The 22,895-nt window shown below is 70.5% G+C and carries 21 protein-coding genes; 20 read left to right on the top strand and 1 reads right to left on the bottom strand.

The annotated features are described in order from the left end of the window. The first annotated feature begins 4 nt into the window (after positions 1 to 4). From HLB44_RS17115 to HLB44_RS17055, 13 genes are all read left to right on the top strand, one after another. The gene (locus tag HLB44_RS17115) at positions 5 to 1,459 is read left to right on the top strand and encodes a TrkH family potassium uptake protein (RefSeq protein ID WP_173124692.1); all 1,455 of its coding nucleotides are present in this window, start codon (positions 5 to 7) and stop codon (positions 1,457 to 1,459) included. Positions 1,460 to 1,594: 135 nt separating this feature from the next. Further along, positions 1,595 to 3,700 carry a 3-hydroxyacyl-CoA dehydrogenase NAD-binding domain-containing protein gene (locus HLB44_RS17110; protein WP_173124690.1) on the top strand — a complete coding sequence of 702 codons (2,106 nt, stop codon included), beginning with the start codon at positions 1,595 to 1,597 and terminating at the stop codon, positions 3,698 to 3,700. A gap of 21 nt (positions 3,701 to 3,721) precedes the next feature. After that, complete coding sequence (locus HLB44_RS17105) at positions 3,722 to 5,230, top strand: M20 family peptidase (protein ID WP_173124688.1); 1,509 nt, start codon at positions 3,722 to 3,724, stop codon at positions 5,228 to 5,230. Further along, the gene (locus HLB44_RS17100; protein ID WP_173124686.1) at positions 5,227 to 6,402 is read left to right on the top strand and encodes an acetyl-CoA C-acyltransferase; all 1,176 of its coding nucleotides are present in this window, start codon (positions 5,227 to 5,229) and stop codon (positions 6,400 to 6,402) included. Before HLB44_RS17105 ends, HLB44_RS17100 begins: the two co-directional genes overlap by 4 nt. A gap of 6 nt (positions 6,403 to 6,408) precedes the next feature. Beyond that, on the top strand, positions 6,409 to 8,232 hold the full coding sequence (locus HLB44_RS17095; RefSeq protein WP_173124684.1) for an acyl-CoA dehydrogenase: 1,824 nt from the start codon (positions 6,409 to 6,411) through the stop codon (positions 8,230 to 8,232). Continuing rightward, positions 8,232 to 8,444 (top strand): hypothetical protein, encoded by a 213-nt coding sequence (locus tag HLB44_RS17090; RefSeq protein WP_173124682.1) that lies wholly within the window; start codon positions 8,232 to 8,234, stop codon positions 8,442 to 8,444. Before HLB44_RS17095 ends, HLB44_RS17090 begins: the two co-directional genes overlap by 1 nt. 1 nt (position 8,445) lies before the next feature. Next, a complete protein-coding gene (locus tag HLB44_RS17085) occupies positions 8,446 to 9,237 on the top strand; it encodes an SDR family oxidoreductase (protein WP_173124680.1) in 792 nt (263 codons plus the stop codon). Then, positions 9,237 to 9,713 (top strand): PaaI family thioesterase, encoded by a 477-nt coding sequence (locus HLB44_RS17080; protein ID WP_173124678.1) that lies wholly within the window; start codon positions 9,237 to 9,239, stop codon positions 9,711 to 9,713. Before HLB44_RS17085 ends, HLB44_RS17080 begins: the two co-directional genes overlap by 1 nt. Next, positions 9,710 to 10,729: an NADP-dependent oxidoreductase gene (locus tag HLB44_RS17075; protein WP_173124676.1), complete on the top strand. Its 1,020-nt coding sequence runs from the start codon at positions 9,710 to 9,712 to the stop codon at positions 10,727 to 10,729. The genes HLB44_RS17080 and HLB44_RS17075 overlap by 4 nt, the downstream gene beginning before the upstream one ends. Before the next feature lie 8 nt (positions 10,730 to 10,737). Continuing rightward, entirely contained in the window at positions 10,738 to 11,190 is a 453-nt protein-coding gene (locus tag HLB44_RS17070; protein ID WP_173124674.1) for a GNAT family N-acetyltransferase, read from the top strand. A gap of 94 nt (positions 11,191 to 11,284) precedes the next feature. Further along, entirely contained in the window at positions 11,285 to 12,949 is a 1,665-nt protein-coding gene (locus HLB44_RS17065) for an isovaleryl-CoA dehydrogenase (protein WP_173124672.1), read from the top strand. A gap of 9 nt (positions 12,950 to 12,958) precedes the next feature. After that, positions 12,959 to 13,888 (top strand): glutathione S-transferase family protein, encoded by a 930-nt coding sequence (locus HLB44_RS17060; RefSeq protein WP_173124670.1) that lies wholly within the window; start codon positions 12,959 to 12,961, stop codon positions 13,886 to 13,888. Then, positions 13,885 to 14,793 carry an SDR family oxidoreductase gene (locus HLB44_RS17055; RefSeq protein ID WP_173124668.1) on the top strand — a complete coding sequence of 303 codons (909 nt, stop codon included), beginning with the start codon at positions 13,885 to 13,887 and terminating at the stop codon, positions 14,791 to 14,793. The genes HLB44_RS17060 and HLB44_RS17055 overlap by 4 nt, the downstream gene beginning before the upstream one ends. Here HLB44_RS17055 and HLB44_RS17050 read toward each other — a convergent pair. Next, positions 14,790 to 16,124: an HDOD domain-containing protein gene (locus HLB44_RS17050; protein WP_173124666.1), complete on the bottom strand. Its 1,335-nt coding sequence runs from the start codon at positions 16,122 to 16,124 to the stop codon at positions 14,790 to 14,792. The two genes, HLB44_RS17055 and HLB44_RS17050, sit on opposite strands and share 4 nt — an antisense overlap. Before the next feature lie 142 nt (positions 16,125 to 16,266). Between HLB44_RS17050 and HLB44_RS17045 the strand changes: the two genes are divergently transcribed. From HLB44_RS17045 to HLB44_RS17020, 7 genes are all read left to right on the top strand, one after another. Then, positions 16,267 to 16,545: a phosphopantetheine-binding protein gene (locus HLB44_RS17045; RefSeq protein ID WP_217283701.1), complete on the top strand. Its 279-nt coding sequence runs from the start codon at positions 16,267 to 16,269 to the stop codon at positions 16,543 to 16,545. 92 nt (positions 16,546 to 16,637) lie between these two features. Next, positions 16,638 to 17,279 carry a COG4648 family protein gene (locus tag HLB44_RS17040; RefSeq protein ID WP_173124651.1) on the top strand — a complete coding sequence of 214 codons (642 nt, stop codon included), beginning with the start codon at positions 16,638 to 16,640 and terminating at the stop codon, positions 17,277 to 17,279. Further along, positions 17,276 to 18,664 (top strand): AMP-binding protein, encoded by a 1,389-nt coding sequence (locus HLB44_RS17035; protein ID WP_246312316.1) that lies wholly within the window; start codon positions 17,276 to 17,278, stop codon positions 18,662 to 18,664. Before HLB44_RS17040 ends, HLB44_RS17035 begins: the two co-directional genes overlap by 4 nt. Further along, positions 18,651 to 18,956: a 3-hydroxyacyl-ACP dehydratase FabZ family protein gene (locus HLB44_RS37275; protein WP_246312315.1), complete on the top strand. Its 306-nt coding sequence runs from the start codon at positions 18,651 to 18,653 to the stop codon at positions 18,954 to 18,956. The genes HLB44_RS17035 and HLB44_RS37275 overlap by 14 nt, the downstream gene beginning before the upstream one ends. Then, the gene (locus tag HLB44_RS17030) at positions 18,953 to 19,873 is read left to right on the top strand and encodes a lysophospholipid acyltransferase family protein (RefSeq protein WP_343051358.1); all 921 of its coding nucleotides are present in this window, start codon (positions 18,953 to 18,955) and stop codon (positions 19,871 to 19,873) included. Before HLB44_RS37275 ends, HLB44_RS17030 begins: the two co-directional genes overlap by 4 nt. Further along, on the top strand, positions 19,857 to 20,438 hold the full coding sequence (locus HLB44_RS17025) for a LolA-related protein (RefSeq protein ID WP_343051357.1): 582 nt from the start codon (positions 19,857 to 19,859) through the stop codon (positions 20,436 to 20,438). The genes HLB44_RS17030 and HLB44_RS17025 overlap by 17 nt, the downstream gene beginning before the upstream one ends. Continuing rightward, a complete protein-coding gene (locus HLB44_RS17020; protein WP_343051356.1) occupies positions 20,435 to 22,825 on the top strand; it encodes an MMPL family transporter in 2,391 nt (796 codons plus the stop codon). The genes HLB44_RS17025 and HLB44_RS17020 overlap by 4 nt, the downstream gene beginning before the upstream one ends. Positions 22,826 to 22,895: the final 70 nt, after the last annotated feature.

Below are 22,895 nucleotides of genomic sequence, written 5' to 3'. Positions count from 1 at the left end.
TGACATGTCGCCGCTCGCAGTCGTCGCGCTCGTCGGCCGCATGGTGGTGCTGTTCGGCCTGTTGATGGTCGTGCCGCTGGCTTTCGCCTGGTTCGACCACGACGCCGGCGAGCGCGCATTCGCGGTGACGATCGTGGTCACGCTGCTGGCCGGCGGCGCGATGTCGCTGGCGACCGGGCGCTACCGGCGCGAGCTGCTGCCGCGCGACGGCTTCCTGCTGGTCACGCTGACCTGGGTGCTGCTGCCGGCCTTCGGCGCGCTGCCGCTGTGGCTCGCGCTGCCGGGGCTGAGCCCCACCGACGCCTATTTCGAGGCCGTGTCCGGCCTGACCGCCAGCGGCGCGACGGTGCTGTCGGGCCTCGATGCGCTGCCGCTGAGCGTGAACGTCTGGCGCTGTTTCATGATGCTGATCGGTGGCCTGGGCATCATCGTGCTGGCGGTGGCGATCCTGCCGCTGCTGGGTGTCGGCGGCGCGCAGCTGTTCAAGGTCGAGATGAGCGGGCCGATGAAGGACCACAAGCTGACGCCGCGCATGGCCGAGACGGCGCGCGGGCTGTGGATGGTGTACTTCGCGCTGGCGATCGCCTGCTTCTTCGCCTACCGCCTCTGCGGCATGGACTGGGCTGACGCCTTCATGCACATGTGCACGACGATGGGGCTGGGCGGCTTCTCGTCGCACGACGCGAGCTTCGGCCACTGGGATTCGCCGCTGCTCGAAGCGGTGGCGGGGCTGTTCATGCTGCTGGCAGGCATCAACTTCGCGCTGTACTTCATCGCCATCCGGCAGCGCTCGTGGCGCATCGTCTGGCGCGAGCTGGAAGTTCGCGCCTACCTGTTCACCGTGCTCGCCACCGCGCTGCTGGTGACCGGCCACCTGCTCGCCAACCAGGTCTACCCGAGCGCCGTCGAGGCGTTGCGCCACGCCGCCTTCCACGTCGTGTCCTTGGCGACGACCACTGGCTACGCCTCGCGCGACTACGGGCTGTGGCCGCTGTTCCCGGCCGTGCTGATGCTGCTGGTCGGTTGCTTCGCCACCTGCGCCGGCTCCACCGGCGGCGGCATCAAGATGCTGCGCCTGCTGCTGCTGCTGAAGCAGGTGCACCGCGAGCTGGTGCGCGTGGTGCACCCGAATGCCGTCAACCCGGTGGTGATGGCGGGCAACATCGTCGGGCCGCGCGTGATGCACGCGGTGGTCGCGTACATGATGATCTATGGCGCGACGCTGGTGATCCTGACCCTGCTGCTGCTGGCGTCCGGGCTGGAGCCGGTGACCGCGCTGAGCGCGGTGGTCGCCAGCGTCAACAACATCGGGCCCGGTCTGGGCGCGGTCGGGCCGGCCGGCAATTTCGGCGTACTGTCGGACTTCCAGACCTGGGTCTGCACGCTCGGCATGCTGCTCGGACGGCTCGAGCTGCTGAGCGTGCTGGTGCTGCTGTCACCACAGTTCTGGCGCCGCTGATCGGCCTAGGGTTTGTACCAGCGACCCTGCGCTTGTCGCTCCAGGGACATCGGCCGAGGATGGGGCCTACCTAGAATCGAACGATCGTGCTTTTCCACCGGTTTCACTTTTCTTCAACATGTTGAAGGGGGCCCCATGAGCGCCAGCTACGAGATTCGCGATGGCATCGCCGTCATCACGCTGAACAACCCGCCGGTCAACGGCCTCGGCTACGACACGCGGCGCGCGGTCGTCGACGGCCTGGAGCGTGCGCAGGCCGATGCGGCGGTCAAGGCGGTGGTGATCACCGGCGCCGGCAAGGCTTTCTCGGGCGGCGCCGACATCCGCGAGTTCGGCTCGCCGAAGGCCACCGCTGAGCCGAACCTGCTGAGCCTGATCCGCGCGCTCGAGCTGAGCTCGAAGCCGATCGTTGCCGCGATCCACACCGTCTGCATGGGTGGCGGGCTCGAGCTGGCGCTGGGGTGCCACTACCGCGTCACCGCGCCCGGCGCGCAGATCGCGCTGCCCGAAGTGAAGATCGGCCTGGTCCCGGGGGCAGGCGGCACGCAGCGCCTGCCGCGCGTGCTCGGCCTCGAGACGGCGCTGAACATCATCGTCAGCGGCGAGCCGGTGAAGAGCGAACTGCTCGCGTCGCTGCCGGGCCAGAAGCTCTTCGACAAGGTGATCGACGGCGACCTGATGGCCGGCGCACTGGCTTTCGCGAACGAAGTGGCCGCGGCCCATGCCGGCGGCAAGCCGCTGCCGTTGGTGCGCGACCTGAAGGTCACGCATCCGAACCCCGACGGCTTCATCCAGTTCTCGCGCAACACCGTCAAGGCGATGAGCAAGAACTTCCCGGCGCCGGCGAAGTGTGTCGACGCCGTCGAGATGTCGATCAAGCGCAAGTTCGACGAGGGCATGCAGGGCGAGCGCGAGATCTTCACCTCGCTGATGTTCACGCCCGAGTGCAAGGCGCTGCGCCATGCCTTCTTCGGCGAGCGCGCCGCGAGCAAGATCCCCGACGTGCCGGACGACACGCCGCAGCGCGAGATCAAGCAGGTGGGCGTGATCGGTGCCGGCACGATGGGCGGCGGCATCAGCATGAACTTCCTGAACGCCGGCATCCCGGTGACCATCCTCGAGACCAAGCAGGAAGCGCTCGACCGCGGCGTCGCGACGATCCGCAAGAACTACGAGGCGCAGGTCAAGAAGGGCAAGCTGAAGCAGGACAAGTACGAGCAGCGCATGGCGCTGCTGAAGACGACGCTGAGCTACGGCGACCTGAAGGACGCCGACCTGATCATCGAAGCGGTGTTCGAGGAGATGGGCGTCAAGGAAGCGGTGTTCAAGCAGCTGGACGAAGTGGCCAAGCCGGGCGCGATCCTGGCCTCGAACACCTCGACGCTCGATGTCGACAAGATCGCCGCGTTCACGAAGCGGCCGCAGGACGTCGTCGGCATGCACTTCTTCAGCCCCGCCAACGTGATGAAGCTGCTGGAAGTGGTGCGCGGCAAGGCCACGGGCAAGGACGTGCTGGCCACCGTGATGTCCATTGGCAAGAAGATCAAGAAGACCTCGGTCGTCTCCGGCGTCTGCGACGGCTTCATCGGCAACCGCATGATCGAGCAGTACAGCCGCCAGGCCGGCTACCTGCTCGACGAAGGCGCGACGCCGCAACAGGTCGACAAGGCGGTCGAGAAGTTCGGCTTCGCGATGGGCCCGTTCCGCATGGGCGACCTGGCCGGCAACGACATCGGCTGGGCGATCCGCAAGCGCCGCGCGCAGGAACGGCCCGGCATGCGCTACAGCAAGACCGCGGACCTGCTGTGCGAGATGGGCCGCTATGGCCAGAAGACGCAAGCCGGCTGGTACGACTACCAGGCCGGCAAGCGCGATGCGATCCCGTCGGCCAAGGTCGAGCAGATGATCGCCGACTACCGCAAGGAGCAGGGCATTGCGCCGCGCAAGATCAGCGATGAAGAGATCGTGCAACGCCTGGTCTTCGCGCTGGTCAACGAGGGCGCCAAGATCCTCGAGGAGGGCATCGCCAACAAGGCCAGCGACATCGACATGGTCTACCTCACCGGCTACGGCTTCCCGCTGCACCGCGGCGGCCCGCTGTGTTACGCGGACACGCTCGGCCTCTTCAACGTCGTCTCGGCGATGAAGCGCTTCGCCGCGAACCCGCACGACGACGCGTCGTTCTGGCAGCCGGCGCCACTGCTGGCGAAGCTGGCGGCCGAAGGCAAGAGCTTCAGCTAACGTCTGAAGCGGGCGTCAGCGATGCTCAAGCGCGCACTGCTCGGCCTCGTGGCGCTGATCGCGCTGCTGGTGGTCGTGCTGGCGGTGAACACCTGGCGCCAGGGTTCACGCCAGCTCGACGTGCCGGCCGTGCAGGGCCTGGTGGTCGACGAGGGCGCGGTGGCCGCTTCGCTGGCGGTGGCGATTCGCGCGCGCACGATCTCGTCGCTCGACGATCCGTCGCTGAACGCCGACCAGTTCAAGCTGCTGCACGAGCACCTGCAGGTGCGCTATCCGAAGCTGCACGCCACGCTGCAGCGCGAGGTGATCGGGGGCCTGAGCCTGCTCTACACCTGGCGCGGCAGCGATGCGGCGGCACCCGGCATCGCGCTGATGGCGCACCAGGACGTCGTGCCGGTGGCCCCAGGCACCGAGGACGACTGGCAAGCTCAACCCTTCGGCGGCGAGGTGATGGACGGCTTCGTCTGGGGCCGCGGCTCGTGGGACGACAAGGGCAACCTGATCGCGCAGCTCGAGGCGGTCGAGGCGCTGGTCGCTGCCGGCTTCAAGCCGCAGCGCTCGATCTACCTGGTGTTCGGCGCCGACGAGGAAGTCGGCGGCGAACGCGGCGCGCTGCAGATCGCGAAGCTGCTGCAGCAGCGCGGCGTGAAGCTCGACTTCGTGATCGACGAGGGGCTGCTGATCACGCACGGCCTGCTGAAGGGGCTGACGCCACCGGCGGCGCTGGTCGGCGTCGCGGAGAAGGGTTACCTGTCGATGCAGCTGCAGGCCAAGGCGACGCCCGGCCACTCGTCGATGCCGCCGCCTGAAGCCGGGCGCTCGGCGATCGCGCAGATGAGCCGGGCGCTGGTCAAGCTCGATCAGCAGCCGATGCCCGCGTCGATCGGCGGCATCGCCGGCGAGATGTTCGATGCGGTGGCGCCCGAGATGTCGGGCTTCCCGCGCGTGGCCTTGAGCAACCGCTGGCTGTTCGGCCCGGTGCTGCGCGGCCAGCTCGAGCAGGCGCCGAGCACCAACGCGCTGCTGCGCACGACGACGGCGCTGACCATCGTCAACGCCGGCAACAAGGACAACGTGTTGCCCGGCCGCGCGGAAGGCGTGGTCAACTTCCGGCTGCTGCCGGGCAGCACGATCGAGAGCGTCACCGAGCATGTGCGGCGCGTCATCGCGGACGACGGCATCGAGCTGAAGGTTCTGCCCGGGTCCAGCAACCCGTCGGCCGTCGCGTCGACCAGCTCGCGCGGCTACCAGGCCATCACCCGCACGATCCGCGAGCTCTTTCCCGGCACCGTCGTCGCGCCCGGGCTGATGCTCGGGGGCACCGATTCGCGCCATTTCCAGGCGCTGTCGCCGAACATCTTCAAGTTCTCGCCGGTGCGCGCCGGCCCCGAGGACCTGAGCCGCTTCCACGGCACCAACGAACGCATCGCGCTGACCAACCTCGCCGAGCTGGTCCGCTTCTACCACCGCCTGCTGCAACAGTCCGCAGGCCCGCCGTCATCCAAATCCACCGAAGGAGCCTCACCATGAGCAACGCCGTCATCGTTTCCACCGCCCGCACACCGCTGACGAAGAGCTGGAAGGGCGCCTTCAACATGACGCACGGCGCCACGCTGGGCGGCCACGCAGTGCAGCACGCGGTGCAGCGCGCGGGCATCGACCCGGGCGCGATCGAAGACGTGCTGATGGGCTGCGCCAACCCCGAAGGCGCGACCGGCGCCAACATCGCGCGCCAGATTGCGCTGCGCGCCGGCCTGCCCATCACCGTCGGCGGCGTCACCGTCAACCGCTTCTGCTCCAGCGGCCTGCAGACCATCGCGATGGCCGCGCAGCGCATCATCGCCGGCGAGGGCGATGTCTACGTCGCCGGCGGCGTCGAGAGCATCTCGTGCGTGCAGCAGGAGATGAACCAGCACATGCTGGCGGACTCGTGGTTGAAGCAGCACAAGCCCGAGATCTACTGGAACATGCTGCAGACGGCCGAGAACGTCGCCAAGCGCTACAACATGGCCAAGGAGCGCATGGACCAGTACGGCGCCGCCAGCCAGCAGAAGGCCTGCGCGGCGCAGGAAGCGCGCCTGTTCGATGCCGAGATCGCGCCGATCACCGTGACCGCCGGCGTCGCCGATCCGGTGATGGGGCTGCGCAGCAAGGAAGTCACCGTCAGCGCCGATGAAGGCCTGCGCCCGGGCACGACTTACGAAGGCATCAAGGACATCCGCTCGGCGATCCCCGGTGGCGTCGTGACGGCGGGCAATGCCAGCCAGTTCAGCGACGGCGGCGGCGCCTGCGTGCTGGTCAGCGACACCTATGCACAGCAGAAGGGGCTGAAGCCCATCGGCCGCTTCCTCGGCTTCGCGGTCGCCGGCTGCGAGCCCGACGAGATGGGCATCGGCCCGGTGTTCGCCGTGCCCAAGGTGCTCAAGAAGCTCGGCCTGCAGGTCAGCGACATCGACCTGTGGGAGCTGAACGAAGCGTTCGCGGTGCAGGTGCTGTACTGCGCCGACACGCTGGGCATCCCGATGGACAGGCTCAACGTCAACGGCGGCGCGATCGCCGTCGGCCACCCCTACGGCGTCAGCGGCCAGCGCCTGACCGGCCATGCGCTGATCGAGGGCAAGCGCCGCGGCGCGAAGCGCGTCTGCGTGACGATGTGCATCGGCGGCGGCATGGGCGCCGCGGGCATCTTCGAAGTGCTCTGACCCGCGATGCGGCGGACGATCGACTTCCTGCTCGGCGACTGGCTCGGGATCGCTGAGCTGCTGGAACGCCCGCGCTTCGCGGACCATTCGCGCGAGACCTTCGCCCAGGTGCTCGACACCTGCGAACGCATCGCGCGCGAGAGGTACGCGCCCTTCAACCGCCTGGTCGACACCGAGGAGCCACGCTTCGACGGCGAACGCGTGATCCTGCCGCAGGCCACGCATGCGGCCTGGGCCGCGTATGCCGAGTCCGGCATGCTCAGCGCATCGCAGGACCAGAACATCGGCGGCATGCAGCTGCCCTATACCGTGGAAGCCGCGGCCAACGGCTTCTTCGGCAAGGCCTCGGTCAGCATCGGCGGCGGGCTGTTGACGGTCGGCAACGCGAACCTGCTGATGGCGCATGGCACCGCGGCGCAGAAAGAAGTCTTCGCGCTGAACGAGTTCAGCGGGCGCTGGTGCGGCACGATGTGCCTGTCCGAGCCTCAGGCCGGGTCGAGCCTGTCGGACGTCGCGACGCGCGCCGAGCCCGACGGCGCCGACTTCGAAGCCGATCCACTGGGCCCGCGCTTTCGGCTCACCGGCAACAAGATGTGGATCTCGGCCGGCGAGCACGAGCTGACCGAAAACATCGTCCACCTGGTGCTGGCGAAGATCCCGGGCCCGGACGGCAAGCCGGTGCCGGGCACCAAGGGCATCTCGCTGTTCGTCGTGCCGAAGAAGCTGGTGAACACCCGCGGCGAGTTGACCGGCGAACGCAACGACGTCGCGCTGGCGGGCCTGAACCACAAGTGCGGCTGGCGCGGCACGACGAACACGCTGCTGAACTTCGGCGAAGGCAAGTTCACCCCGGGCGGCAAGCGCGGCGCCATCGGCTACCTGGTCGGCCGGCCGGGCGAGGGCCTGCGCTGCATGTTCCACATGATGAACGAGGCGCGCATCGGCGTCGGCATGGCGGCGACGATGCTCGGCATGGCCGGCTACGAGGCCTCGCTGGACTACGCGAAGCAGCGGCCCCAGGGCCGGCCGGTCACCGAAGGCGGCAAGAAGGCCGACGCGCCGCAGGTGCCGATCATCCAGCACGCCGACGTCAAGCGCATGCTCTTGGCGCAGAAGTCGTACGCCGAAGGCGCGCTGGCGCTGGAGCTCTACTGCGCGCGGCTGGTCGACGAGCAGCACACCGGCGAGGCGGACAGCGCGCGCGAGGCCGCACTGCTGCTCGAGGTGCTGACGCCGATCGCCAAGAGCTGGCCGAGCGAATGGTGCGTGGAAGCCAACAGCCTGGCGATCCAGGTGTTGGGCGGCTACGGCTACACGCGCGACTTTCCCGTCGAGCAGTACTGGCGCGACAACCGCCTGAACATGATCCACGAGGGCACGCACGGCATCCAGGCGCTGGACCTGCTCGGCCGCAAGGTCGTGATGGACGGCGGCGCCGGGCTGAAGCTGGTCGCCGGCCGCGTCAATCGGACGATAGAGCGGGCGCTGCAGGTCGACCACCTTGCCGACCACGCGAGTGCGCTGGCCGCGGCGCTGCAGCGCCTCGGCGCGGCGACGAAGGCGGCCTGGGCCAGCGGCGTGCCGGAAGAGGCGCTGGCCAACGCGACGCCCTACCTGCAGGCCTTCGGCCACCTGGTGCTGGCGTGGATCTGGCTCGATGTCGGCCTGGCGGCGCGCGAGCGCCTGGCGGCCGACGACGCCTTCTTCCGCGGCAAGCTGCAGGCCTGCCGCTACTTCTTCGACTACGAGCTGCCGAAGATCGACGCCTGGCTGGCGGTCGTCGCCAGCCGCAACCCGACCTGCCGCGAGATGCGCGAGGAGTGGTTCTGATGTCCGACAAGACCATCGCGCGGGTCGAGCTCTGGATCTGGATCCTGCTCTACGGCGGCCTGCTGGCGCTGGTGTTCGGCCTGGCGGTCGAGCGCCGGGATTTTCCGCTCGGCTGGTCGATCGTCGTCGGCGGCGGCATCGCCGCGGCCACCGGAATCTTCCTGATCTTCCTGCGCTCGCGCATGAAAACAGATAACAGACAAAGGACATGACATGAGCACCCCCGTGCAATCCCTCTTCAACCTCGAAGGCCGCATCGCGCTGGTCACCGGCGGCTCGCGTGGCCTCGGTCTGCAGATCGCCGAGGCGCTCGGCGAAGCCGGCGCGAAGGTCATGCTGACCTCGCGCAAGGCGGGTGACCTCGAAGAGGCCGCCGCCCACCTGTCGCAGCGCGGCATCGACGCGCGCTGGATCGCGGCCGACGCCGCCGACCCCGACGACGCGCGCCGCGTCTGCAGCGAAACGCTGGAGCGTCTGGGTCCCGTCGACATCCTCGTCAACAACGCCGGTGCCGCCTGGGGCGCGCCGGCCGAGGACCATCCGCTCGAGGCCTGGGACAAGGTGATGAACCTGAACATCCGCAGCCTGTTCGTCTTCGCGCAGGCGATCGGCAAAGCCTGCATGATCCCGCGCCGTTACGGCCGCATCATCAACGTCGCGTCGATCGCCGGCCTCGGCGGCAACCCGCCAGGCATGGAGACCGTGGCCTACAACACCAGCAAGGGCGCGGTGGTCAATTTCACCCGCGTGCTGGCGGCAGAGTGGGGCGAGCACGGCATCACCGTCAACGCGCTGGCGCCCGGCTTCTTCCCGAGCAAGATGACGCGCGCCACCCTCGACCGTTTCGGCGAGGACGCGCTGGCTGCACACGCGCCGCTGAAGCGCCTGGGCGACGACGACGACCTGAAGGGCGCGGCGCTGCTGTTTGCGTCGGCCGCCGGCAAGCACATCACCGGGCAGATCCTGGCGGTGGATGGCGGCGTGTCCTGCATTTCCGGCGGCTGATGAGCAAGCCGGCCCGGATTCCGTTCCCGGTCCGCATCCCGTTCGTCGAGAAGCTGGGCCTGGAGCTGCATGCCTTCGGCGACGGCCAGGCCGAGCTGCGCTGCGACCTGCACGAGGCGCTGCTGAATTCGTGGGAAGTCGCGCACGGCGGCGTCGTGATGACGATGCTCGACGTGGCGATGGCGCATGCCGCGCGCAGTGGCCATGGCGGTGGCCCCGCGACCGGCTCCGGCGTCGCGACGATCGAGATGAAGACCAGCTTCATGCGCCCGGCCGAAGGCGCGCTGCGCGCGGTGGGCAAGCTGCTGCACCGCACGGCGACGATGGCCTTCTGCGAAGCCTCGCTGTTCGATGAACACGGCGCGCTGTGCGCGCAAGCCACCGGCACCTTCAAGTACTTGCGCGGCCTGCCGGCGCGCGGCCGCGTGACGAGCCAAACTCCGACCTCCGACCCTCTTCCGAAAGACACGCCATGAGCCTCGTCAACAAGCAGGTGCTGCTCGCCTCGCGGCCAAGCGGCGAAGCCGCGGCCGACAACTTCCGCATCGTCGAGACGCCGGTCCCCGAGCTGAGCGATGGCCAGGTGCTGGTGCGCAACCACTACCTGAGCCTCGACCCGTACATGCGCGGCCGCATGAACGACAGCAAGAGCTACGCGCAGCCGCAGGCGCTCGACACGGTGATGCTCGGCGGCACCGCAGGCGTTGTGGCGGCATCGAAGAACCCGGCCTTCCAGGTCGGCGACAAGGTCGTCGGCATGGGCGGCTGGCAGGACTACGTGATCATCGATGCCAGCCAGCGCGGCATGCTGCGCACGGTGGACACGACGCACATCCCCCTGTCGGCCTACCTCGGCGCGGTCGGCATGCCCGGCGTCACGGCCTGGTACGGCCTGGTGAAGATCATCGCGCCGAAGGCCGGCGAGACGGTGGTCGTCAGTGCCGCCAGCGGCGCGGTCGGCAGCGTCGTCGGCCAGCTGGCGAAGGCGCGCGGCTGCCGCGCGGTCGGCATCGCCGGCGGCGCCGACAAGTGCGCGTACGTGGTGAACGAACTCGGCTTCGACGCCTGCATCGACTACAAGGCGCAGGTCGGTGTCAAGGAGCTGTCGGCGGCGCTGAAGCAAGCCTGTCCCGACGGCATCGACGGCTACTTCGAGAACGTCGGCGGCACGATCCTCGATGCGGTGATGCAACGCGCGAACGCCTTCTCCCGCATTGCCCTGTGCGGAATGATCAGCGGCTACAACGGCGAGCCGATCCCGATGGCCGCGCCACAGCTGCTGCTGACCAACCGCATGAAGCTCGAGGGCTTCATCGTCAGCGAGCACATGGAGGTCTGGCCCGAGGCGCTGACCGAGCTCGGCACGCGCGTGGCGACCAAGCAGCTGAAGTACCGCGAGTCGATTGCCGACGGCCTCGCCGCAGCGCCGGAAGCCTTCCTCGGCCTGCTCAAGGGCAAGAACTTCGGCAAGCAGCTGGTGAAGCTCGTCTGATCGCAGCGATGGGCCTGAACTGGACCTGGTGCCGTTTCGCCGCGCTCGACGGCGACAGCGTCTACGACATGCTCGCGCTGCGCAACCGGATCTTCGTCGTCGAGCAGAACTGCGCCTACCTCGACCCCGACGGCCTCGACCGCGACAGCTGGCACCTGCTCGGCCGCGATGCGCAGGGCGTGCTGCGCGCCTACCTGCGCGTCGTCGACCCGGGATTGAAGTTCGACGCGCCGTCGATCGGTCGCGTCGTGCTCGATGCCTCGCTGCGCGGCAGCGGTGCGGCCGACGAGCTGCTGCGCGAAGCGCTCGTGCGCTGCGACACCACGTGGCCCGGCCGCGGCAACCGCATCGGCGCGCAGGCTCATCTGCAGCGCTTCTACGGCCGGCACGGTTTTGCGAGCGTCGGCGACGAGTACGACGAAGATGGCATCCCGCACGTCGAGATGTGGAGGCAGCCGTGAACATGAATTGGCGGGCCGAGCGCCGGGCCGCTCCCAAGCCGGCCCGCATCCCCTCGGGGGATCGGCCGATGTACTCATCGGACGAGGGGCGGACATGACCCACGAGGTCTTCAACCAGAGCACGCCGCTGGCGGACGTGAATCTCTTCAGCGGCAACCAGCCGCTGCAGGACGCGCTGCGCTTCAACGCGCCGGCGCTGGACACGACGCGGCTGGTCGCGCTCGGCGCCGAGATGGGCTCGGCGGCGATGCAGGCGCATGCGCGGCTGGCGAACCAGCATCCGCCGCTGCTGCACACGCACGACCGCGTCGGCCGCCGCATCGACTCAGTGGAATTCCATCCGAGCTACCACGTGCTGCTCGGCGCCGCGCTGCGCCATGGGCTGCACGGCACGCCGTGGTCGCTGGGCGCCGGCGGGCACCTCGAGCGCGCCGCCGGCTTCATGCTGTTCACCGAGGCCGAATCATCGGTGCTGTGCCCCGTGTCGATGAGCTACGCGGTGACCCCCGCGCTGCGCAGCCACGAAGCGCTGTACGCCGACTGGGGGCCGAAGATCACCAGCACGCAGTACGACCCGCACTTCGCGCCCTGGCATGCCAAGAGCGCGGTGACGCTGGGCATGGGCATGACCGAGAAGCAGGGCGGCTCCGACGTGCGCGCGAACACCACGCGCGCCGAGCCCGACGGCACCGACCGCTGGGGTGCGCGTTACCGCCTGACCGGCCACAAGTGGTTCTTCTCGGCGCCGATGTGCGATGCCTTCCTGGTGCTGGCGCAGACCGCCGGTGGCTTGAGCTGCTTCTTCCTGCCGCGTCTTTTGCCTGATGGCAGCATCAATGCGCTGCAGATCCAGCGCCTGAAGCACAAGCTCGGCAACCACGCCAATGCGAGCTCCGAGGTCGAGTTCCACGGCGCCGCCGCCTGGCTGATCGGCGAAGAGGGCCGCGGCGTGCCGCAGATCCTGTCGATGGGTGCATTGACGCGGCTCGATTGCGCGCTCGGCACCGCCGGGCTGATGCGGCAGGCCTTGAGCATCGCGCTGCACCACTGCGAAGAGCGGCGCGCGTTCGGCAAGCGCTTGATCGAGCAGCCGCTGATGAAGAACGTGCTGGCCGACCTGGCGCTGGAGAGCGAAGCGGCCACCGCGCTGGCATTGCGCCTGGCGCGCGCGGTCGACCGCACCGAGAACGGCAGCGAGGAGCACGAGGCCGGGAATCGGAATGACAGCCATGAGGCTGTCATGCGCCGCGTGCTGACGCCGATCGCGAAATTCTGGATCTGCAAGCGCGGCAGCCACCTGGCGCAGGAAGCGATGGAATGCCTCGGCGGCAATGGGTATGTCGAGGCCGACGGTGAAGGCGTGATGGCGCGCATCTACCGCGAGATGCCGCTGAATTCGATCTGGGAAGGGGCCGGCAACATCATGGCGCTCGACTTGCTGCGCGCGCTGCGCGGCGGTCCGGTGGCCGAGGCGCTGCGCGACGAGGTGGCACCCGCGCGCGGTGCGCACGCGGCCTTCGATGCGGTGCTCGAGCGCGTGCTCGACGGCCTGGACGGTGTCACCGAGGAGACCGAGGCGCGGCGCCTGGCGCGCGACACTGCCCTGGTGATCCAGGCGGCGCTGCTGCGGCAGCACGCGCCCAGCGCGGTCTTCGGCGCCTTCTGCACGGCGCGGCTGCAGCAGGGCTCGGATGTCTTTGGCGCGCTGCCCTCGGGCTGCGGGCTCGACGCGATCATCAGCCGCGCACAACTGCATTGAGGGCCGACCATGAGTGACTTGATCCTCCACCACTATCCGAACTCGCTGTTCTCCGAAAAGATCCGGCTGATCTTCGGCGCCAAGGGCCTGGCCTGGCGCTCGGTGCTGATCCCGGCGGTGATGCCCAAGCCCGACGTGGTCGCGCTGACCGGCGGCTACCGCAAGACGCCGTTCCTGCAGGTCGGCGCCGACATCTATTGCGACACCGCACTGATCGCCCGGCTGCTCGAACAACGCCAGCCGCAACCGACGCTGTACCCGCGCACGGCGCCGCTCGCGGTGCCGTTCGCGCAATGGGCGGACTTCACCTTCTTCTGGTGCGCGACGACCTGGACGATGCAGCCGGCCGGCGCGGCGGCGCTGCTCGGCGGCGGCAGCCCGGAGGTGATGAAGGCCTTCGCGATCGACCGCGCGGCGATGACCGGCAACATGACGCGCTTGACGCTGGCCGATGCGACGGTGCAGCTGAAGACGCATCTGGCGGCGATCGATGCGCAGCTCGCGCAGGGCGGGCCGTTCCTGTTCGGCGCCGAACTGACGATCGCCGACTTCTCGGTCGTGCACTCGATCTGGTTCATCCGCCGGCCCGGCACGGTCTCGCAGATCCTCGAGCCGTACACGGCGCTGAACCGCTGGTACGAACGCATGATGGAATTCGGCAACGCGACGCACGACAAGCTGTCGAGCACCGAAGCGCTGGCGATTGCCGCCGCGGCTACCGGCCATGCGCCGACCGCCGTCGAGCCCGGGCTCGGCTTCGAGCCCGGCCAACGGGTCAGCGTCTACGCCACCGACTACGCCAGCGACCCGGTCGCCGGCACGCTGGTCGGCCTGTCGGTCGACGAAGTCGTGCTCGAGCGCAACGACGAACGCGCCGGCACGCTGCACGTGCACTTCCCGCGCGCCGGCTTCCAGGTCAAGAAGGAAAAGCTGCAATGAACGAGTTCCAGGGCCGCACCGCGGTCATCACCGGCGCGGGTTCCGGCTTCGGCCTCGAAGCGTCGCGCATAGCCGCGCGCCGCGGCATGAACGTCGTGATGGCCGACGTGATGGCCGAATCGCTGCAGAAGGCCGCGGCCGAGATCGAGGCGCTCGGCGCCGCGGTGCTGCCGTTCCGGCTCGACGTGTCGAAGGCGTCAGAGGTCGAGGCGCTCGGCGCCGCGGTGAAGCAGCGTTTCGGCGCGCCGCACCTGGTCTTCAACAACGCCGGCATCTCCACCGGCGGGCTGATCTGGGAACAGACGGTCAAGGACTGGGAATGGACCGTCGGCGTCAACCTGATGGGCGTCGCGCACGGCGTGCGCGTGTTCACGCCGATGATGCTGGAAGCGGCCCAGGCCGATCCGGGCTACGAGGGCCACATCGTCAACACCGCGTCGATGGCCGGCATGGTCAACATGCCGAACATGGGCGCCTACAACGTCACCAAGCACGGCGTCGTGTCGATCAGCGAGACGCTCTACCAGGACCTGTCGCTGGTCACGAGCCAGGTGCACGCCCACGTGCTGTGCCCGTACTTCGTGCCCACCGGCATCATCCACAGCGACCGCGCGCGACCGGCCGACCTGCAGGACGAGACCACGCTGACACCGAGCCAGCGCGCGGCCAAGATCCTGGGCGAGAAGGCCGTGTCCAGCGGCCGTGTCACGGCCGCTGACGTTGCGCAATATGTCTTCGACGCGGTCGAGGCCCGGCGCTTCTACATCTTCAGCCACCCGACGCCGAAGGCGCTGGCCCCGGTGCAGACGCGGCTCGAGGACGTGATGCAGCAGCGCAACCCGACCGATCCGTACAAGGACCGCCCGGAATTCCGCCAGCAACTGCAGGACGCGCTGCGCGGCTAAACGGGGGGCTTGCCGGCGCTGCTGGCGAACAGCCAGGCCTTGGCCGACAGCAGCAACACCTGCGGCAGCCCGCCGTAGGCCGCCGCCATCTCGGCCGCCTCGACCAGGTCGCCCTCGTCGAGCACCTCGGCCAGCGTCAAATACTCGACCCACGGCCCCTGGCGTTCCAGGAGCGCGGCCGCCGCTTGGCGGTGCAGCTGCAGCGAGGCCAGCGCGTCGACCAGCCGCGTCTGCAGCAGCTGCGGCAGCATCGACGCCAGCCCCAGCGTGAAGAGCGCGCCGGCCGGCGTTTCGCCGCGGGACTCGGCCAGCAGCTCGAAGAAACGCGCGCGCGCCAGCGCCATCGACTGCAGCGCCGACGACACCGGCCGCGCCGGCGCCTGGCGCACCAGCAGCACCGAGACCCAGCGGTAGAGCTCATTGCGGCCGAGCAGCGCCACGGCCTGTTCGATCGAGCCCAGCTCCGCGCCGCCGGGTGACAGCGCTGCGCTGTTGAGCTGGCGCAGCAATCGGTAGCTCAGGCCGACGTCGGCCTTGATTGCCTTGACCACTTCGGCGGTGTCGGCATCCTGCGCGAGCTGGTTCATCAGCCGCAGCAGTTGCTGGGTCTGCGCGGGCAGGGCGCGCGCTTCCTTCGGCTCGCCAGCGCCGTCGATGGCGCAGCCGGCCAGCGCCGCGCCGGCGAGCAGCACGGCCTCGAGCGCGTCGAGGCCGGGCAGGTCGAGCACGATCAGCGGCAGCGCCGGCTGGCGTGCGCGCCACGAGCGCAGGCTGTCGACCAGCGCGGCGGTCGCGCCGTCGGACTGGAGCAGCACGAAGTCCGGCCGCGCGTCGGCGCCGAGGCCCGCGGGCGCCGCGTCCGGCCGCCAGCCGATGGCCGCGCCGCTGGCGCGCCAGCCGGAGATCAGCGTCGGCAGCCCCTCGATCGCCGCATCCTCGGCGTCGGCCGGTGCGAGCGCGATCTGCATGCCGGCCTGCAGCCGCGCGTCGTCGCCGGCGCGCACCAGCCAGACCAGGGGCAGCTCGCAGAATGCAACCTGGCCGCGCTGCGCTGTCAGACGCATCGCCGCCAGCAGCGCGGCGGTGCCGGCGCTGGCGGCGGCCGGATCGGCACGGCCGCGCAGGCGCTGCAGCGCCGCATCGGCGATGCGGAACTCGAAGCCGGCGATGCCACCCTGCGCCGAGACCAGCGGCCGGTGCGCGCCGACTGCCGCCGGCAGCATCGGCGCCGCCGCGGTGGCACGGGGCGCCGCCACTTCGCGCCGCGCGCCGCGCGGCGGGGGAGGGGCCGGCGCGCGGCCGAGCAGGCGGTCGAACCAGGATCGCAGCATGCCGGCAGGCTAGCGCATCGCATCGCCGGCGGGGCTGGGCAATGACCCCCAGGTGGGGCCCGACCCCCCGGTACAATCACCCGCTTCTCAGGAAGTCCCCCGCTTGTCGATCATGTCTGTTTCAGCCTCGTCCAATCCCTCGATGCCCGGCGCAGCGGCTGAACCCCACGCGCTGGAGCCGGAACTGGCGGCGCTGCTGGTCGAGGCGCTGAACCTCGAAGTGACACCGGCCGAGATCGACCCGACCGCGCCGCTGTACGGCGATGGCCTTGGCCTCGACTCGATCGACATCCTCGAGCTGGCGCTCGAGGTCTCGCGGCGCTACGGCTTCCAGCTGCGCTCCGACGACGAGAACAACCACCTGATCTTCCAGTCGCTGCGCAGCCTGGCGGGCCACGTCGCCGCGCACCGGACGGTCTGATGTCAGCCCCCAGCTCACTTCGTTCGCGGCCCCCGAGGGGCGCTCAGTCGGCTTGGGAACGGCCCGGCGCCGACTGACTGCCGAGGATCGGCGTGAGCTTGCGCCTGCTGCTGGGCCTCGGCGCAGTGGTGCTGTATGCGCTGCTGTCGCACCTGCTGATGCTGTACGCCGCCGACGCGCCGTGGGCCATCGCCGCGCTGTTCGGCCCGCTGCTGCTGCCGTGCCTGGCGCTGGCCTGGCGGCGCGGCCACTGGCCGGCGCTCACGGCCACCATCGCCGCGTTGATCGCGCTGATCCTGATCGTCGCTGCCGGCGGCCTCGGTGATGTGCGCCGGCTCTACCTGGCGCAGCACGCCGGCGTGCATCTTTCGCTCGGCATCGGCTTCGCCGCCAGCCTGCGCGGCCCCGGGCTGTCGGCGATCAGCCGCATCGCTCACCGGCTGCACGGCGGGCAGCTGACGCCGGCGATGCGCCTGTACACCACGCGGGTCACGCGGCTGTGGGTCGGCTACTTCTTCGGCATGGCCGCGCTGTCGGTCGTGGTCTTCGTCTGGGCACCGTGGTCGGCCTGGTCGCTGCTCGCCAACCTGCTCACGCCGCTGGCGATCGCGCTGGTCTTCGTCGGCGAGTACCTCGTGCGCTACCGGCTGCATCCGGAGTTCGAGCGCATCTCGCTGGCCGCCGCGGTGCGTGCGTTCCAGCAGCGCGACACCTCCGCCCCGCTCGGCCGATGAGCGCAGCTGCATCACAACTGCCGCTGCTGGCCGGCCATCACGCGGATTCGGTGCTGGCCTGGCGCGATGGCCGGCCGCGGACGGCCGCCCGCTACCTGGCTGACGTGTTGGCCTTCGCCGCCCGGCTGCCGGCGCGCGGCGCGGCGGTCAACCTGTGCAGCGACCGCTATGCCTTCGCGGTCGCCTTCGGCGCGGCGCTGCTGCGCGGCCGCACCAGCCTGTTGCCGCCGAACGCACGGCCCGAAACGCTGGCGGCGGTGCGCGCTGAACATGGTGCGCTGTTCGTCGTCGCCGACGATCCCGAAACGCGTGTGCCGGGCTGCGAGGTGCTGCTGCTGGCAATCGGCGACGCGTCATCGCCTGCATCCTTGGACCCGCCGGCGATCGATGCGGCACTGCTCGCCGCCTGCCTGCTGACCTCCGGATCGACCGGCACGCCGCAGCCGCATGCCAAGACCTGGGCACAGCTGCACGCGAATACGCGCGGCGGCAGCGCGCGGCTGGCCGAGATGCTCGGGCGGCCGACGATGAACGGGCTGACGCTGGTGGCCACCGTGCCGCCGCAGCACAGCTACGGCTTCGAATCGAGCCTCCTGCTTGCTCTGCACGGCGGCGCCGCCTTCCACAGCGGGCGGCCCTTCTATCCGGCCGACATCGTGCGCGCGCTCGCCGAGGTGCCGCGGCCGCGCGCGCTGGTGACGACGCCGTTCCACCTGAAGGCGCTGCTCGGCGCCGGGCTCGCGTTGCCGCCGGTCGATCTGGTGCTGAGCGCGACCGCGCCGCTGTCGCCGCAGCTCGCGCGCGAGGCCGAGCGCCGCTTCGACGGTGCGCTGATCGAAATTTACGGCTGCACCGAAGCGGGCCAGGTCGCGACGCGGCGCACCGCCGCCGGCGAAGTCTGGCAGACCTTCGGCGAGCTGCGCCTGCGCCACGAGCCGGCGGCCGCAGATGCGCAGGAGCGCTTCATCGTCGAAGGCGGCCACGTGCTCGAGCCGACGCCGCTGGCCGACCTGCTGCGGCTCGACGACGCGCGGCACTTCATGCTGCTCGGCCGCGCCAACGACCTGATCCACGTCGCCGGCCGGCGCAGCTCGCTGGGCCACCTGAACTTCCATCTCAACAGCATCGAGGGCGTGCAGGACGGCGCGTTCTGGCTGCCCGACGAGGTGCCCGACGCCGTCGTGCGGCCGGTGGCCTTCGTCGTCGCGCCCGAGCTGTCGGCGCAGGCGATTGCCGCCGGGCTGCGCGCGCGGCTCGAAGCCGTCTTTGTGCCGCGCCGCATCGTGCACGTCGACGCGTTGCCGCGCGAGGCGACCGGCAAGCTCACACAGGGTGCCCTGCGCGATTTTGCGCTCGCGCAGCTTCGTCACGATGGCGGGCACTGAACCGCTGGTGCTGCGCCGGCGGATCGCAGCAGACCATCCGGCCTTCGCCGGCCACTTCCCGGGCCGGCCGATCCTGCCCGGCGTGCTGCTGCTGGCCGAGGTGGTCGAGGCGCTGCGCGCGCACGGCGAAGCGGCCGACACCTTGACGATCCAGGCCGCGAAGTTCCTCGCGCCGGTCGGCCCGGGCGCCGAGCTGACGATCACTTTGAACGTCAGCAACCGCGGCGGCTGGCGCTTCGAGATTCATGCCGACGGGGTGCTGGCCGCCAGCGGCAGCCTGGCGGCCCCGTGAAGGCCGGCTGGACCGCCGAGCGCGAACGCAGCAACGCGCTGGCGCTGAAGCTGATGAGCTGGATCGCGCTGCGCTGCGGCCGGCGCATCGCGCGCGGCGTGCTGCACCTGATCGCCGCCTACTTCGTGCTGTTCGCACCGGCAGCGCGGCGCGCCAGCACGCGTTACCTCGGCCGGATCTTCGGCCGCCCGCCGCGCTGGCGCGAGCTGTACGCGCACGTGTTCTGCTTCGCCGCGACGATCCTCGACCGCGTCTATTTCCTGCGCCGGCACACCGATTGGCTCGAGCTGACGCTGCACGGCCATGACACGGTGCTGCAGGCGCTGGATGAAGGCCGCGGCGCCTTCCTGATGGGCGCCCACGTCGGCAGCTTCGAGGCGCTGCGCGCCGCTGCCGCCCACGAGCAGACCGACAAGCGCATCGCCATGGTCATGTACCCGGACAACGCGCGCAAGATCAATGCCGCGCTGGCGGCGATCGCACCCGACGCGGTGCCCGACATCATTGCGCTCGGCAGGCCGGAATCGATGCTGCAGATCCGCGACCGGCTGGCCGAGGGCGTGCTGATCGGCATCCTGGCCGACCGGGCGCTGCAGGCCGAGTCGCCGCGCGCGCAGTTCGTGCGCCTGCCGTTCCTCGGCACCGAGGCCGTGTTCAGCGATGCCCCGTTCCGCCTGGCCGACCTGCTGCGCCAGCGCATCGTCTTCATGGTCGGGCTGTACCTGGGCGGGCCGCGCTACGAGGTGCGCTTCGAGCCGCTGGCCGATTTCAGCGCGCGGCCGGCCGACGCCGCCGAGCGCGAAGCGCGCATCCGCGCCGCGCTGGCCGCGTATGTCGCCCGCCTAGAATCGCTGTGCCGCGAGCAGCCCTACAACTGGTTCAACTTCCATGACTTCTGGCGTGAAGACGCGCATTGAGCGCCTGCTGCTCGCGCTGCTGCTGCTGGCGAGCCCGGCGGCGCAGGCGCTCGATCTGCCCGAGCTGATGGCCCTGCTGGCGGCCAAGCGCAGCGGCGAAGCCCGCTTCACCGAACAGCGCGAGGTGCGCGGCCTCGATGCGCCGCTGACCAGCAGCGGCACGCTGAGCTTCGCCGCGCCCGACCGCTTCAGCCGCAAGACGCTGGCGCCGCGCGCCGAGAGCATGGAGGTGGTCGGCAACATCGTCACGCTGACCCGCAACGGCCGCACCCGCAGCGTCGCGCTCGACGCCTCGCCGGAGACCGAGGCGATCGTCGAATCGGTGCGCGGCACGCTGACCGGTAACGCGCAAAGTCTGCAGCAGCACTTTCGCATCGGCGTGCTGGGCAGTGCCGAGCAGTGGACGCTGGACCTCAAGCCGCTGACGCCGCGGCTGCAGGTGATGCTCGCCGGCGTGCGCATCGCCGGGCGGGGCGGCGAGCTGCGCAGCATCGAGATGAAGATGGCCGACGGGGATCGCTCGCTGATGACCATCGAGCCGATCTCGGGTGTGACCAAGCAGTGAGCGAACTGCCGCAGCGACCGGCGCGGCGCGCCACGGCGCTGCTCGTCTGGGCCGTCGTGATGCTCGCCGCGGGCTGGCTGATCGCGCGCACGCCGTTCAGCGCCGACCTGTCGGCCTTCCTGCCGGCGTCGCCCGAACCGGCGCAGCGCGTGCTGCTCGAGCAGCTGCACAGCGGCGTCGCCGCGCGCACGCTCATGCTGGGCGTCGAGGGCGGCGATGCCAGGCAGCGCGCCGACGCATCGCGGCGGCTGGCCACGACGCTGCGCGCCAGCGGCCACTTCGAGCAGGTGCACAACGGCGACCAGGAAGCCTGGGCCACGACCGGCGAGTGGGTGTTCCGTCATCGCTACCACCTGAGCCCGGCGGTGGACGCCGAGCGCTTCAGCGTGGCCGGCCTGCGCGCGGCGATCGACGAGACGCTGTCGCTGCTCGGCACCCCGGCGGGCGCGGCACTGAAACCCTTGCTCGACAGCGATCCGACGGGCGAGACCCAGCGCATCGCCGAAGCGCTGCTGCCGGCGCAGGGCCCGCGCATCGAGGAGGGCGTCTGGGCCTCGCGGCGCGCGCCGCGTGCGGTGCTGATGCTGCAGGGGCGCGTCGCCGGCGGTGACCTGCAGGCGCAGGCCGCGTTGATCGCCGAGGTGCGCGCCGCGTTCGCCGCCGTCCAGCGCGAGCCCGCGCTGGCCGGGCTGCAGCTGCAGATCTCGGGCCCGCCGCTGTTCGCGGTCGACAGCCGCGAGCGCATCGAGACCGAGGTCATCGAGCTGGCGATTGCCGGAACGCTGGTGATCGGCGCCTTGCTGCTGCTGGCCTTCGGCTCGCTGTCGGCGGTGGCGATCGCCTTCGTGCCGGTGGCCAGCGGCGTGGTCGCCGGCATCGCCGCGGTGGCGCTCGGCTTCGGCTCGGTGCACGGCATGACGCTCGGCTTCGGCAGCACGCTGATCGGCGAGGCCGTGGACTATGCGATTTATTACCTGATCCAGGCCCGCGGTGCCGCCCAGCCGGGGCAGGGCTGGCGGCACTGGCTGGTGCAGTCCTGGCCGACGGTGCGGCTCGGGCTGCTGACCTCGGTGTGCGGCTTCGCGGCGCTGCTGTTCTCCGGCTTTCCCGGGCTCGCGCAGCTCGGCCTGTTCTCGATCGCCGGGCTGTGTGGCGCGGCGGCGGCGACGCGCTGGCTGCTGCCCGCGCTGCGGCCGGACGGCGCGCCCGGCGTCGGGCTGCGGCGCTGGCTCGGCGTGCAGGCCGGGCACGGCATCGCGGGCCTGCAGCGCGCGCGCCGCTGGGTGTGGCTGCTCGCGGCGGTCGCGCTGGCCGTGCTGGCATGGCCGCGCGGGCCGCTGTGGCATGGTGACCTGAGCTCGCTGAGCCCGGTGCCGCGCGCCTTGATGGCGCTGGACACCGATTTGCGCGCCGACCTGGCGGCCAGCGACGCCGGCACGCTGGTGATCGCGCAGGCCGCGAGCGCCGAAGCCGCGCTGCAGGCCGCCGAGGCCGCCGGCGCGCGGCTCGATGCGCTGGTGGCCGAGGGCGGCCTGGGCGGCTACGACAGCCCGGCGCGCTGGCTGCCCAGCCTGGCCACGCAGCGCGCCCGCCTGGCCAGCCTGCCCGAGGCACCGGTGCTCGCGGCACGCCTGGCTGAAGCCACGGCAGGCGGCCCGCTGAAAGCCGAGCGGCTGCAGCCCTTCGTCGCGCAGGTGCAGGCGGCGCGTGCGCTGCCGCCGATCGAACCCGCCGCGCTGGCGGGCACGCCGCTTGCGCCGCTGCTCGAAGCCATGCTGTTCCAGCGCAGCGGCTCGGGCAGCGATCGCGCCTGGGTGGCGCTGCTGCCGCTGCAGCCCGGCGCGCAGCCGATCGATGCGGCCGCGGTGCGCACCGCGCTGCAGGGCCTTCCCGGCCTGCAGGTCGTCGACATCAAGCACGAGCTCGACAGCCTGTACCAGCGCTACCTGCGCGAGGCGCTGTGGCAGTCCGCGCTCGGCGCGGCGGCGCTGGTGCTGCTGCTGGCCGTCGCGCTGCGCTCGGCGCGGCGGCTGCTGGTGCTGTGCCTGCCGCTGGGACTGGCGGTGCTGCTGACCCTGGCCGGGCTCGTCGCCGCCGGCGTGCCGCTGGGCATCCTGCACCTGGTCGGCCTGCTGCTCGTCGTTGCGGTCGGCTCGAACTACGCGCTGTTCTTCGACCAGCTCGCCCAGGGCGGACCCGCCGATGCCGACACGCTCGCCTCGCTGCTGCTGGCCAATGCGACGACGGTGATCTCGTTCGGCCTGATCGCGCAGTCGAAGATCCCGGCGCTCGCGGCGATCGGGCAGGTGGTCGCGCCGGGCGCCTTGCTCGCGCTGCTGCTGTCGGCGGCGTGTATTCGGTCACGAATGACACGTCGCTCAGCCTGAGTCGACCCCCTAGGCGCATCCCCGGCCTCGGGGATGTCCCAGGGGCCGGTGTGGCGGAAACGCCGAAGGG

Origin of the sequence: Pseudaquabacterium terrae (assembly GCF_013266755.1) — a bacterium.
Lineage (GTDB): Bacteria > Pseudomonadota > Gammaproteobacteria > Burkholderiales > Burkholderiaceae_C > Pseudaquabacterium > Pseudaquabacterium terrae.
Note: the sequence above shows the minus strand (reverse complement) of the source record. Positions and strands in the feature narration are given on the sequence as shown.